Raw genomic sequence first — 12,209 nt, forward strand, 5'->3', positions numbered from 1 at the left:
GGCGGCGGGCGCGCCGGGGGATCGCCCTGATGGTCCGCACCCCCGCGCTGCGTGCGGTGCTCGCGCTGAACATGGTCGTGGCGGCCGGGGGCGCCTACGTGCTGGTGCAGTACGTCCTCGTCGCCCGTGAGGTCTACGCCCGGGGTGACGGGGTCGCGGCGCTGCTGATGGCCGCGCTCGGCGCGGGCTCGATCACGGTGGCGGTGCTGCTTCCCCGGGCGCTCGAGGCGCTGCCGGAGCGCGCGCTGATGCTCGCCGGCGGCGGGGTCGTCGTGGCCGCGACCGCCGGGGTCGCGGCGGCGCTGCACGTCCCCGGCACCCGCGGTCTCGTCCTCGTGGGGGCGCTGTTCGCCCTCGTCGGCGCGGGGTGGGCCGCTGCGGAGACCCCCGTGGGCCGGATCATCGCCCGCACGACCCCCGAGCGCGACCAGCCCGCGGTGTTCGCCGCGCAGTTCTCGCTGTCGCACGCGTGCTGGCTCGTGACCTACCCGGTGGCGGGGTGGCTCAGCGTGCTCGGGCTCGGCTCGGCCGCCCTCGTCCTCGCCGGCCTGGGCGCGGCGGCTCTCGCGGCGACAGCCGCGCTGTGGCCCACCCGGGAGGTCAGCCACGTGGCACGCTGAGCGGGTGACCGCCGAGACCTCCCGGGCCACCGCCCCGGACGCCGACCTCGACACCGCCGTCGACGTCCTGCGCCTGCTCGCCGACCGCACCCGCCTCGCGATCCTCGGCCTGCTGCACGACGGGGAGCTGTCGGTCGGGGCGATCGCGGAGCACCTCGCCCGCCCGGTGCCTGCGGTCTCGCAGCATCTCGCCAAGCTGCGCGGGGGTCGCCTGGTCACCACGCGGCGCGACGGCGCGACGGTCTACTACCGGATGGCGAACGAGCACATCGACGCCCTCGTGCTCAACGTCCTGCACCAGGCCGAGCACCTGCGCTACGACCGCCCGCCGCACCACCACTGACCGGTCCGCACGACGCCCGGCTGCTCAGCGCCCCGGGTCCCCGCCGTCGCGCGCCGGGCCGCTCCGCACCGACCGAGCGGTCGCCGGGGGAGTGCCGACCTCCTCGACGCCGTGGTCGCCGCAGGGGGTCGCGGTCACGGCGGCGCGCTCGATCCGGGTCACGAGGAACCACCGGATGCCGCGGCGCAGCCGGCACCAGCCGACCAGGTACCACCGGCCACCCATCGCGCCGAACATGATCGGCTCGACGTCGCGGGTCGTCACGCCGCCGTCGCCCGCGACGTACCGGATCCGCACCACGCGCTGCTCCGCCATCGCCTGCTCGAGCGCCGACCTGATGGCACGCGAGGGGGCCGGGGGAGCGTTCACCCAGACGCGGCCGGCGAGCTCGTCCGCCTTCCTCCGGGTCACGGGGTCCAGGACGTCCAGGACCTTGCGCACCCCGGCCGCGGCCAGATCGGCGTAGGGGGCGTCGGGCGCCGCCGAGACGGCCGCGAGCAGCGCGACCGCCTGGGCGGGCGTCAGGCTGACCGGCGGGAGGGTGGCCCGGGCGGTGAGCCCGTACCCGCCGCCGGGCCCCGGGCGGGACCAGATCGGCGCACCGCTGCTCTCGAGCGCGGCGAGGTCGCGCTTCACCGTCCGCACGGACACGCCGAACTCGGCGGCCAGCCGCTCGGCCGTGCAACCGCGGGTGCCCTGCCGGCGCAGCATCTCGACCAGCGCGTGCAGGCGCTCCGCCCGCCTCAACTCGACGCCCGGACCAGATCCATGCCAGAAATGGTGACACACCGCTGTCCGGAGGGCTTGCGAGCATCGGGCCATGACGACCAGCACAGACGCACCGACCATCCTCCTGATCCCCGGCCACTGGCTGGGGGCGTGGGCCTGGGACGAGGTGGTGGCGCACCTGACCGGCGCCGGCCACCGAGCCGTCCCGATGACCCTGCCCGGCCTCGACCCCGCCGACCCCGAGCGCGCGTCCAGGACCCTCGACGACCAGGCCGCGGCGATCGAGCAGGCCATGCACCGGGCCGGCGCGTCCGCCGGGCGTCCGGTGGTGGTCGTGGCGCACAGCGGGGCCAACGCACCCGTCAGCCTCGTCCTCGACCGGCACCCCGGGTGGGTGCGGCACGTGGTCTGGGTCGACAGCGGACCAGTGGCGCCCGGCACCGTCGCCGCCCCGGACGGCCCGGACGAGCTGCCCCTGCCGCCCTTCGACGCGCTGGGGCAGCAGGCGAGCCTCGACGGCCTGGGCGAGGCGTCCCTGGAGCGGTTCCGGACCCGCGCCGTCCCGCAGCCCGGGGCCGCGCTGCGGCAGCCCGTGCAGCTCTCGGACCCCGGCCGGCTGGAGGTGCCGACGACGCTCGTGTGCTGCTCCATCCCCGGAGCCCAGGTGAGGGAGCTGGCGGACGGGGGCCACCCGATGTTCGCGGAGGTCGCGCGGCTCCGGCACGTCGAGTTCGTCGACCTGCCCACCGGGCACTGGCCGATGTGGAGCCGGCCCGCCGACCTGGCGGAGGTCGTCCTCACCGCGGCGGCTGCGGCGGCCGAGGCCGGGTGAGACTGCGGGCCCGCTGCGGTGTCAGGCTGGTCCCGTGACCAGGACGCAGCTGCCCGCGGGCCTCCGTGCCGTCGTGTTCGACGTGGGCGAGACCCTCGTCGACGAGTCGGGGGCGTGGAGCCGGCAGGCGAGAGCCGCGGGCGTCACGGCGTTCAGCCTCATGGCGGCCGTCGGTGCGGCGATCAGCCAGGGACGCGACCACCGCGACGCGTGGGCGCTGCTCGGCGTGCCGGCACCGCGGTCGGTGCCCGACATCGACGGTGCGGACCTGTACCCCGATGCGGTCGGCTGCCTCCGCGCGGCGCGCGCGGCGGGGTTCGTCGTCGGCGTCGCGGGCAACCAGCCAGCAGGAGCGGAGGCCGCCGTCGAGGGCTTCGGGGTCGACCTCGACTTCGTGGCCGCGTCCGCGACGTGGGGCGTCGCGAAGCCGTCGCCCGAGTTCTTCCGACGTGTCGTCGCCCGGACGGGTCTCCGCCCGCACCAGGTGCTGTACGTGGGGGACCGCCTCGACAACGACGTCCGGCCGGCCCGCGCGGCGGGCCTGCGGACCGCCTGGCTCCGGCGAGGACCGTGGGGCCACCTCCAGCAGCTGCGGGCCGATGAGGAACGCCCCGATCTCGAGCTCACGGACCTCGCCGCGCTCACCGAGGCGCTCCGCGCCGCGGCACCCGGGGCGCGGGACCGGCTGCCCGGGTCGGCGGTCTGATCCGGCTCGGTCGGTCGGCGGCCGTCAGGACTCCGGGCCCTCCGGGTGGAGCCGGTCGGCGAGGAGCCTGTCGAGCTCCCGCCACGCGGGCGAGTCGACGCCGGCGTGCGCCGTGAGCAGGTCGACCACGTCGGGCCGGACGTGGCCGAACGCGGGGAGGTCCGGCACCGTCGTCATGCGGCGGGCGAGCGCGGCGGCGGTGTCGGCGACCTCCGCCAGGCGCGGGTCGTCCGGGTTCCGGTCGATGGCGTCGTCGTAGCCGCGGAGCACGGCGACGTACTCCTCGTCGTCGAGCAGCGCGGCGTGCGTGGGGAGGATCCCGCGCGCGAGGTCCGGGGCCACGGCGTACCCGAGGATCCAGTCGTCGCGGATGGCGTCCTGGTACCGCTCGGAGAGCCCGATCGCGCCGAGCCGGTCCAGGTACGCGATCGCCTCGGCGGGCAGGCAGAGGCGGTCGGGCCGGCCCAGGTGCTGCAGCCGAGCCCGGCGCCGCTCCAGCGAGCGGACGCGGTCACCGAGCGTGGCGTCGATGAGCGCGACGTGCCGGGCGAGGTCGTCGCCGTCGGCGGCCAGGACGTCCGGGATGCGGGCCAACGGGACCCCCGCCTGCGCCAGCGTGACGATCCGGGTGAGGTCGACGACCGCCCGGCTGTCGTACCGCCGGTAGCCGGAGGCGTCCCGCGCCGGTTCCGGGAGCAGCCCCTTGGCGTGGTAGACGCGGACGGCCTTGACCGTCACCCCGGCGTGGGTCGCGAGCTGTCCGATGGTGAGCACACCCCATCCTGACGCTTGACCTTGACCCAGGGGCGGGGTCGCAGCCTGGGTCCGACCGGACGCGATCCGCGCGCCCGGGCCCGTCTCCCACGAGAGGACCACCGCATGACCGGCATGCTGCACGGCTGCCTCCCCGACACGGAGTACCTCGAGCTCACGGCGCGGTCAGGGCGTCGCTACGGGATCTGGCTGACGACGCCGCCCGGGTACGCGGACGGCACGGATCCGCTCCCGCTCGTGTACGTGGTCGACGGCAACTGGTCCGTGGGCCTCACGGCGCCCCTGATCGTCACCCAGCTGGACCCGTTCCTCGCGGTCGCCCCGTACGTCCAGGTCAGCGTCGGGTACGCGGGCGAGGACGCGTCGGACTGGGACACGCTCCGGAACCGGGACCTCGTGCCGCCGGGCGAGCCCGTGAACGAGATCACCCTGTCCACGCTCGTGACGGCTCGCGACCGCGGGCTCATGTCGCAGGCGGTCGTGGACGCCTACCTCGCCGAGCTCGCCGACACCCGCGCCGACGCCTTCCTCGACTTCCTGACCCACGAGCTGCACCCGCACCTGACCTCGCGGCTCCGCGTCAGCGAGACCGGGCACGGGCTCTTCGGCTACTCGTACGGAGGGCTGTTCGCCCTGTACGCGTGGCTGCGCGACGCCGCGCCGTTCGCGACCTTCGGTGCGGGCAGCCCGGGGGTCCTCGCCGAGGACAGCCAGATCTTCGCGCTGATCGACGCCCTGCCGGAACGCCGCACCGACGCGACCCCCGCGCGGCTGCACCTCACCGGCAACGAGGTCGAGGCGCTCGGGCCCGTGCCCGTCTACCGGAGGCTGGCGAGCCAGCTCCTCGCCGTGCACGACCGGCTGCAGAGCACGGACCGGGCGCCGGACGTGTCCACCGCCCTCCTGCGCGAGACGCACGTCACCGGGCTCCAGGCCTCGTTCCTGAGCTACCTGAAAGCGTGCCGCTCGGGGGCCGAGGGCTCCGGCACCCGCGGGGGCCGAGCACGGCCGGCGTGAGCCACCGGGCCCCCGCGGCGCGCTCGGCGCCGGTCGGGCGTCGGCATCGTGTTGAATGGTCGCTCTGGTCAGCGGCGAGGCACCCCGTCCTCCGCCACGCGGAGAGGACGCAGGTGACGAGTCCGGGTTGGTTCGCAGCCGTGGGGTGCGCCGTGCTGCTCGGCGTCCTCGACGTCGTGATCTGGGCGGTCGTCTCGGCCGCCGGCGGCGCCGGTCGGAGCCGCTCCGCGGGCATCCGCCTGCCGTCCCTGATGGCGAGCGAGGAGGCCTGGCGCGCCGGGCACGCCGCGGCGCGGAAGGTCATGGGTCCGCTGCTGGTCGCGGCTGCGGTGATCGCCGTGCTGTCCGTCCCCCTGCAGCTGTCACCGATCGCCTACGTCGTCACCCTGGGGCTGTCCCTCGCCTGCACGGTCCTGGCGCTCGGGGCGGGAGCGGCGGCCGCCTCGCGGGTCGCCCGCCAGCGCGCCGACGACTGACCGCCCCGACTCAGTCCGGCCGGAGGCCCCCGCGGAGGACAGCGGCGATCGTCCCGCGGTCCTCCGGCGGGCCGAGCCGGGCGGCGTGCTCGAACCCGCAGACCAGGTGCATGAGCTGCTCCAGGGTGAGCTCCTGCCGGACGTCGCCGGCGCGCTGGGCGCGCTCCAGCAGGACGGCGGCGCTCCGCGTCAGCTCGGCCTTCGCGTCGCGGACCTCGGGGGAGGAGCCGTCGGCCGCCAGGAGCACCTGCTGCAGCCCGTCGTCCGCGAGCATCAGGTCCAGCACGGTGGCGAGGAACCCGTGGAACGCGGGACCTGCGGCGTCGTCGGCCACGGCGGCGCGGGCGGCGTCGAGCGCCCGCTGGACGGTGCCCGCGGTGAGCTGCTCGACGAGGGCGTCGACCGTGGGGAAGTGCCGGTAGACGGTGCCGACGCCGACCCCGGCGGCGCGCGCGACGTCGTTGAGCCGGAGGGTCCCGCGGTCCTGGCCGGCGGCGGCCTCGAGGATGCGTTCGCGGCTGCGGGCGGCGTCGGCGCGGAGGGGGGACATGTGGACCACCCTACCTGAAGCGGATGAAGCATCCGGTACGGTGACCACGACCGGATGATCTATCCACTTACGGACGGGGCCACCATGACCGAGCAGACGACCACCCACCGGACCGCGACCGGCGACGCGACCTGGGATCCGGCGCGCCCGCCCCGCCAGGACGGGCGCACCGTCGTGGTCACGGGCGCGACCGCCGGCATCGGGTACTTCGCGGCCGAGCAGCTCGCGGCCGCGGGCGCGGAGGTCGTGCTCGCCTCGCGCTCCGCCGCCCGGCTGGCCGGGGCGCGGGAGGCGATCCTCGCCCGGACCCCGGACGCGCACGTGCGGACCGTCGTGCTGGAGCTCGGCTCCTTCGGGGCGGTCGACGAGGCGGCGGCCGAGCTCGCGGCGCTCCCGCGCCTCGACGGCGTGTTCCTCAACGGCGGCGCGATGTCCATGAGCACGCGCGCCCGCACGTCGGACGGCCACCCGCTGCTGCTCGGCACGCACGTCCTCGGGCACGTGCGGCTGCTCGCGGGGATCCTGCCCGCGCTGACGGCGACCGCCGTCGAGCACGGGGGAGAGGGGCGGGTCGTGCACGCCTCGACCGGCTTCGTCGCGCGGTTCCGGCCGGACGTCGACGACCCCGCGCGGGTGCCGCGACTCGGTGTCGTCGCGTACGCCAAGGCCAAGGCCGTCACGGAGGTGCTCGCGTTCGAGCTGGACCGGCGGCTGCGCGCGGCCGGGCGGCCCGTGGCCTCGGTGGTCACGCACCCCGGTGTGGGCGTCGACGCGCGCACGCCGCACCGCCCGGGCATCCGCGACGACAGCACGCCGTACCGGCGCAACCCGTACACCCCGTGGGCGCAGGGCAAGGACGCGGCGGCCTGGCCCGGCGTCCGCGCGCTGACCGACCCCGGGATCCGCGGCGGGGACTACGTGGCGCCCCGCGAGGGGATGCGGGGTCTGCCGGTGCGTTTGGCGGCGCCCGCGCGGACCGCCGACCCGGGGGCCGACGCGGTGCGCCGCGTCTGGGAGCGGGTCGAGGCCCTCGCGGGCGTCGAGCTCCGCGTCTGAGGAGCCCTCGCGCCCGCGCCCCGACGCGCTGCCGGCTACCTGGCGCCGGCAGCGCGTCGGGGCGCGCACGCCGGCCGCGTGCGGGCGCGCGCGTCACCGTCCGGGGAGCGCCCGGGCCCGCCGCACACCCGCGAAGCCGGCGGCGACGCATGCTCCGGCCAGCAGCGCGAGCGCCCCACCCGCTGCCGGGACGACACGACCGAACTGCTCGACCTGCTGGTGCGTCCACGGGTCCGCCGACACGTCGCCCGCCACGAGCGTGGCGAGCACCGCGCCGCTGAGGGCGACACCGGCCGCCGTGGCCACCTCCGACGCGGTGTCGACGAGCGCGGCGCCGATGGTGGTCCGGTCCTCCGGCAGGCCGCGCATGACGTTCGTGCCCGCGACCACGCCGTTCACGCGCATACCCGCGGCGACGAGCACCAGGGCGACCGCCACCCAGACGTAGCCGGCGGAACCGAGGACCGTGTACACGACCAGCCCGAGCAGCACGGCGAGCGCGCTGAGCCCGGCGGCCCGCTCGAGGCCGACCCGCTGCATGATCGGTCGGATCAGGTACCCGCCGGCGATCAGGACCACGACCTGGGGGAGGGTACCGAGCGCGGCCTGCGCGGGGGTCCACCCCCACGCGAGCTGGAGCTGCAGCGTCACCAGGAACCCGAGTCCGGACGCCGCCAGCCCCGTCGCGGCCTTGAACGCCAGCCCGGACGACACCAGGGGCCGCCCGACCAGGCGCAGGTCGAGCAGGGGGTGCGGCGTGGACCGCTCCCGCCGGACGAACGCGACGGCGGCGAGGACCGCACCGGCGGCGGCCGCGTAGCCCACCCAGGGCGGGACGCCCGCCTCCACGAGCAGGGTCGGGGCGAGCAGCGCCAGCACCACCGACGCGGTGCCGAGGATCCCGCCGGGCACGTCGACGGGGGCGCGGTGCAGCTCGCCCGGCTGGTCGGCCGCGACGCCGCGGACCAGGCACACGAACGCCAGGGCGGCGATCGGGGCGTCCGCGATCAGCAGCGCCTGCCACGGCGCGAAGGCGAGCACGACACCGCCGACGGTGGGACCGAGGGCCAGGCCGACGAGGCCGACCGTGGAGATGACGGTGGTCGCGCGCACCCGCCGCTCGTCGTCGTCGAAGAGCCGGAACGCGAGGGCCAGGGACCCGGGCGTCGTCATCGCGGCGGCGACGCCCATGGCCGCCCGGACCGCGACGAGCTGCCAGATCGACGTGACCGCCCCGGCCGCGAGGCTGGCCGTCCCGAGCAGGACGAGCCCGACCAGCATCACCCGGCGGCGCCCGACACGGTCGGCGAGGGCGCCGAGGGTCAGCATCAGGCCGCCCAAGACCACGGCGTACGAGCTGGTCACCAGCTGCAGGGACACGGCCGAGGCGCGCAGGTCGCGGCCGATCGTCGGCAGCGCGACGTTGAGGACCGAGTTGTCGAGCATCTCGACCAGGAACACGGCCGAGAGGCCGGTGAGGGGCAGCCACGCCTCGCGCAGGGTCCGTGCGGGCCGGGGTGGCTGCGTGGTCGAGGTGACAGGGCTCTGAGGTCGCGTGGTCACGGGTGCACTCCTTCGAGGAAGAAGTGGCGACTCACCCGAGACCGCGTGCGCGCGCCGTCGCTGGCGCGGACGGCGATTTTCCTTCAGATGCCGGGACGGTACCCCCGCACCGGGCCGAGCGCGAGCGCCGACCAGGTGGTGACGGTCAGGAACGACACGACGAGCGTGCGCCGCCCCGCCCCGCGCCGCGACGACGCCCACGCCGACGATCGTGCCCCGACGCCGTGGCGGCGCCGGGGCACGTCGGGGTGGACCCGGTGGACCCGGTCGGCGCACCGGTCCCGCGAGGACGTCGACCCCGCGGGCCGCGCCACCGTCGTGCGGCGCCCGCACCCGCGCGAGGGCCGCGCCCTCGACGTCGACGTGTCGTGGGCGCTCCGGCCGGACCCAGCATCCCCGGGCCCGCGCCGGCCGTCACCCTCCGCCGGGCTGACCCGGGCCCGGATCAGCCCAGCGGAGTAGCCGGGTACTGCGCCCGCAGTACCCGGCCGCAGCGGAACCGCTCGTCAGGCCCGGTGCTCCGGAACGGCCTCGCGGTCCCAGTCGATCGCGAACCGGCGCGGCTCGAACCGCACCACCCAGACCGGAAGCCGCTCACCGACACGCACGGGCCTCGGGAGCGCCTCGGTGTGCGTCACCCGGGGCTCACCGGGCGCGTCGATCCGCAGCACCAGCTCCGCCCGCCGCGGTCCGTCGCCGGTGGCGGGGAGCGGGGCGACCGACTCGACCAGGGCGGTCGTGGCCACGCCGGGCGATCGGGTGGAGGTAGGCCGCCGCGGCCGCGTCGCCGCACGCGAGCGCGGCGAGCCGCGCAGGTTCCGTGGCGACGGACCGCGCCGCGCGGTGCGCGGCGAACGACGCGGTGCGCTGCAGGTTCGAGCGAGCGGCCCCGTCGGCGAAGGTCTGCGCGGCGGCGATCGCGTCCCGCGGGCGGGCATCGTCCGGGGCGACGGCCTCGAACTCGGGGAGCAGGTCCCGGGCGCAGTCGACCGCGAACCGGACGACGGCGCGCAGCTCGTCCGCCGTCAGGTCGACCCGGTGCGCCATCCCCCCATCATGCCGCCGGTGCGACCCCGGCCCGGGCCGGGGTCGCGGGAGGCTCACGCGTCACGGGTCCGGAGCGTGATGTGCGCCGCGAGCGTCGTCCAGAGGGTGAACACCGCCATCACCGCGAGTCCTGCGGGGCCCGTCAGGACTCCGGTGCCGGTGGTCGTGTACGAGGCCTGTCCGGCCGTCGTGGGCCAGTAGGTCCCGGCGAGCTCCCCGAGGGCCCCGGGCAGCCCGGGTGCCAGTGCCGGCACGAGCAGCGCGACGGTCACGACGACCGCGAGCGCGCCGGAGGAGGAGCGCGTGATGGCGCCGAGAGCCACGCCGAGCACGGCGGTGAGCACCAGGTAGCCGATGGCGCACGGGACCGCCCGGACGCTGTCGGCATCGGTCAGGTCCGCCGTCGGCAGTCCCGCGGCGGCCAGCGCCGCCTGGCTCGCGCCGAGGCTGCACACCACCGCGAGCACGGCGGTCGCCAGCGCGACCAGGGCGGTGACGCCGAGCTTCGTGACCAGGAGGATCGCCCGGCGGGGCGCGATCGTCAGGCTCGTGACGATCTGACCGGTCGCGTACTCGCTGGTGAACGCCTGGGCGCCCAGCGTCGCGACGAGGATCTGCCCGACGAGGATGCCCTTGAAGCTGACGCCGGTCGGGTCGAAGTCTGCGGGCAGGTCGGCCTGCCAGTCGGCCTGGAGGCCACTGATGCCGAGCAGGCTCACGACCACGGTGACCAGGACGGTGCCCGCCGCCAGCACCCAGGTGGTGCGGATGCTGCGCGTCTTGATCCACTCCGAGGCGAGGAGGTCCATGTCAGGCGGCTTCCTTCTGAGTCGAGGTCATGGTGAGGAAGACGTCCTCGAGCGAGTCGCGGACCGCGGTCAGCTCCGACAGCTCGGCGCCGGCGGTGGCGGCGATGCGACCGACGTGGTCGGTCGCGGCGCCCTCGATGTCGATCCCGTCCGCGCTGGCGGTGTCCGCCGTGGCCTGCACGCCCGCGCGGGCGAGTGCGTCGAGGAGCCCGGGCCGGTCCGGCGTGCGCGCGCGGACGTGCTCGGTGGTGTGGTCGGCGATGAAGGCGGCCAGGGGCTGATCGGCCAGCAGCCGCCCGTGGTGGATGACGACGAGGTGGTCCGCCGTCAGCTCCATCTCGCCCATGAGGTGGCTGGAGAACAGGACCGTGCGGCCCTCGGCCGCCAGGTCGCGCATCAGCGAGCGCGCCCACCGGATCCCCTCGGGGTCGAGGCCGTTGAGCGGCTCGTCGAAGATCACGACGGCCGGGTCCCCGATCAGCGCGGTCGCGATGCCCAGCCGCTGCTTCATCCCGAGCGAGAAGTCGCCGGCGGGGCGGTTCCCGACGCCTCCCAGCCCGACCCGCTCCAGCATCTCGGGCACCCGGGTCCTGGGCACGCCCCCCGCGCGCGCCACCGCGGCGAGGTGGTCCGCCGCCGTGCGGCGCGGGTGGACGCCCCGGGCGTCGAGCATCGCGCCGACGACGCGCATCGGGTGCGGTGTCTCCGCGAGCCGCAGCCCGCCGACCGTCGCCGCACCGCTGGTGGGCCTGTCCAGCCCGAGGAACATCCGCAGCGTCGTGGACTTCCCCGCCCCGTTGGGGCCCAGGAAGCCGGTCACGACGCCCGGTCTCACCGTGAACGACAGGCCGTCGACGGCGGTGAGGTGCCCGTAGCGCTTCTGCAGGGCGTGCGCCTGCAAGGTCACCGGGTTCGTGGTGTGCATGAGGCGGCACACTACACCGTGTCGTGTAGATCTACACCGCACGGTGTAGCATCGTCCCGAGCACCACGGAGGAGGGCGATGACGACGGTGGGCGACAAGCCCGTGCGCGAGGGCCAGGCGCACAAGCGTGCGGCGATCCTGACCGCCGCCAGAGAGCTGTTCCTGCAGACGGGCGTGGAGCGCACGAGCATGGACGCGGTGGCTGCGCTCGCCGGGGTGTCGAAGCGGACGGTCTACGACTACTACGGGGACAAGCGGCGCCTCCTGCTCGGCGTCGTGGAGGACGCGGGGGAGCGGGCGCTGGCCACGCTCCGACGGCTGGTCGCGCAGCACCTCGACGACGCGAGCATCACGGACGTCGCCGCTCTCGACGAGGCGCTCACCGCGCTCGCCGCCGACCTCGGCCGCTCCCTGCTGCTCTCGTCGGACTACCTCGCCGCCGTCCGGCTGATCAACGAGAACGAGTCGCTGCTGCCGGAGCTCGACGACCACCCGCTCGACGAGGCCCACGCGCAGGTCCTCAGCGAGCGCGTCGACCGCTTCGCCCGCGCCGGCCTGCTCGACGCCGAGGACCCGGGGCTCGCCGCCGCGCACTTCCACGCCCTGACCGCCCTGCGCGTGCTCAACGAGCCGGCGCGCCGGCGCGCCGAGAGCGAGCACGTCCGGCGGATCATGACCGAGGGTGCGCGCGCGTTCGTGCGCGCCTACGAGGCGCGCGACGCCGGCGCGTGACCGGCGCGCCGGCTACCGCCGACGCCGACG

At 76.1% G+C, this 12,209-nt stretch carries 15 protein-coding genes and 1 pseudogene; 8 read left to right on the top strand and 8 right to left on the bottom strand.

All coding sequences use genetic code 11. The features are described from left to right. Positions 1 to 620, top strand: a pseudogene (locus tag FA014_RS00430) (MFS transporter); the annotation flags it as partial. A 4-nt stretch (positions 621 to 624) separates the two neighbouring features. Then, complete coding sequence (locus tag FA014_RS00435; RefSeq protein WP_154727748.1) at positions 625 to 963, top strand: ArsR/SmtB family transcription factor; 339 nt, start codon at positions 625 to 627, stop codon at positions 961 to 963. Between the two features lie 24 nt (positions 964 to 987). Here FA014_RS00435 and FA014_RS00440 read toward each other — a convergent pair whose 3' ends face one another. Then, a complete protein-coding gene (locus FA014_RS00440; RefSeq protein WP_154727749.1) occupies positions 988 to 1,710 on the bottom strand; it encodes a helix-turn-helix transcriptional regulator in 723 nt (240 codons plus the stop codon). 73 nt (positions 1,711 to 1,783) lie between these two features. On the opposite strand from FA014_RS00440, the gene FA014_RS00445 reads away from it, so the two are divergent. Then, positions 1,784 to 2,524: an alpha/beta fold hydrolase gene (locus tag FA014_RS00445; protein WP_154727750.1), complete on the top strand. Its 741-nt coding sequence runs from the start codon at positions 1,784 to 1,786 to the stop codon at positions 2,522 to 2,524. A gap of 34 nt (positions 2,525 to 2,558) precedes the next feature. Next, entirely contained in the window at positions 2,559 to 3,230 is a 672-nt protein-coding gene (locus tag FA014_RS00450) for an HAD family hydrolase (protein WP_154727751.1), read from the top strand. A gap of 24 nt (positions 3,231 to 3,254) precedes the next feature. Here the strand turns inward: FA014_RS00450 and FA014_RS00455 are convergent, their stop codons facing one another. Beyond that, positions 3,255 to 4,004 carry a MerR family transcriptional regulator gene (locus tag FA014_RS00455; protein ID WP_154727752.1) on the bottom strand — a complete coding sequence of 250 codons (750 nt, stop codon included), beginning with the start codon at positions 4,002 to 4,004 and terminating at the stop codon, positions 3,255 to 3,257. 105 nt (positions 4,005 to 4,109) lie between these two features. Here FA014_RS00455 and FA014_RS00460 point away from each other — a divergent pair, with 105 nt between their 5' ends. Beyond that, a complete protein-coding gene (locus FA014_RS00460; protein WP_154727753.1) occupies positions 4,110 to 5,021 on the top strand; it encodes an alpha/beta hydrolase in 912 nt (303 codons plus the stop codon). A gap of 113 nt (positions 5,022 to 5,134) precedes the next feature. After that, positions 5,135 to 5,497, top strand: a complete 363-nt coding sequence (locus tag FA014_RS00465; RefSeq protein WP_154727754.1) for an SdpI family protein — start codon at positions 5,135 to 5,137, stop codon at positions 5,495 to 5,497. Between the two features lie 10 nt (positions 5,498 to 5,507). On the opposite strand, the gene FA014_RS00470 is transcribed toward FA014_RS00465, so the two are convergent. Then, on the bottom strand, positions 5,508 to 6,047 hold the full coding sequence (locus FA014_RS00470) for a TetR/AcrR family transcriptional regulator (protein WP_154727755.1): 540 nt from the start codon (positions 6,045 to 6,047) through the stop codon (positions 5,508 to 5,510). A gap of 84 nt (positions 6,048 to 6,131) precedes the next feature. Here FA014_RS00470 and FA014_RS00475 point away from each other — a divergent pair, with 84 nt between their 5' ends. Further along, on the top strand, positions 6,132 to 7,103 hold the full coding sequence (locus FA014_RS00475; RefSeq protein WP_154727756.1) for an SDR family NAD(P)-dependent oxidoreductase: 972 nt from the start codon (positions 6,132 to 6,134) through the stop codon (positions 7,101 to 7,103). A 93-nt stretch (positions 7,104 to 7,196) separates the two neighbouring features. On the opposite strand, the gene FA014_RS00480 is transcribed toward FA014_RS00475, so the two are convergent. The 5 genes from FA014_RS00480 to FA014_RS00495 all read right to left on the bottom strand — a co-directional run bounded on the left by FA014_RS00480 (position 7,197) and on the right by FA014_RS00495 (position 11,447). After that, the gene (locus tag FA014_RS00480) at positions 7,197 to 8,666 is read right to left on the bottom strand and encodes an MFS transporter (RefSeq protein WP_328288158.1); all 1,470 of its coding nucleotides are present in this window, start codon (positions 8,664 to 8,666) and stop codon (positions 7,197 to 7,199) included. Between the two features lie 506 nt (positions 8,667 to 9,172). Continuing rightward, positions 9,173 to 9,412, bottom strand: coding sequence for a hypothetical protein (locus FA014_RS00485; protein WP_154727757.1), 240 nt, complete (start codon positions 9,410 to 9,412; stop codon positions 9,173 to 9,175). Then, a complete protein-coding gene (locus FA014_RS20990; protein ID WP_328288159.1) occupies positions 9,312 to 9,713 on the bottom strand; it encodes a putative immunity protein in 402 nt (133 codons plus the stop codon). The genes FA014_RS00485 and FA014_RS20990 overlap by 101 nt, the downstream gene beginning before the upstream one ends. Before the next feature lie 53 nt (positions 9,714 to 9,766). Further along, positions 9,767 to 10,522 (bottom strand): hypothetical protein, encoded by a 756-nt coding sequence (locus FA014_RS00490; RefSeq protein ID WP_154727758.1) that lies wholly within the window; start codon positions 10,520 to 10,522, stop codon positions 9,767 to 9,769. A gap of 1 nt (position 10,523) precedes the next feature. Then, positions 10,524 to 11,447 (bottom strand): ABC transporter ATP-binding protein, encoded by a 924-nt coding sequence (locus FA014_RS00495; protein WP_154727759.1) that lies wholly within the window; start codon positions 11,445 to 11,447, stop codon positions 10,524 to 10,526. Between the two features lie 78 nt (positions 11,448 to 11,525). Here FA014_RS00495 and FA014_RS00500 point away from each other — a divergent pair, with 78 nt between their 5' ends. After that, entirely contained in the window at positions 11,526 to 12,179 is a 654-nt protein-coding gene (locus tag FA014_RS00500) for a TetR/AcrR family transcriptional regulator (RefSeq protein WP_154727760.1), read from the top strand. Positions 12,180 to 12,209 lie beyond the last annotated feature (30 nt).

This window comes from Cellulomonas hominis, assembly GCF_005239125.1.
GTDB classification, from domain to species: Bacteria; Actinomycetota; Actinomycetes; order Actinomycetales; family Cellulomonadaceae; genus Cellulomonas; species Cellulomonas hominis_A.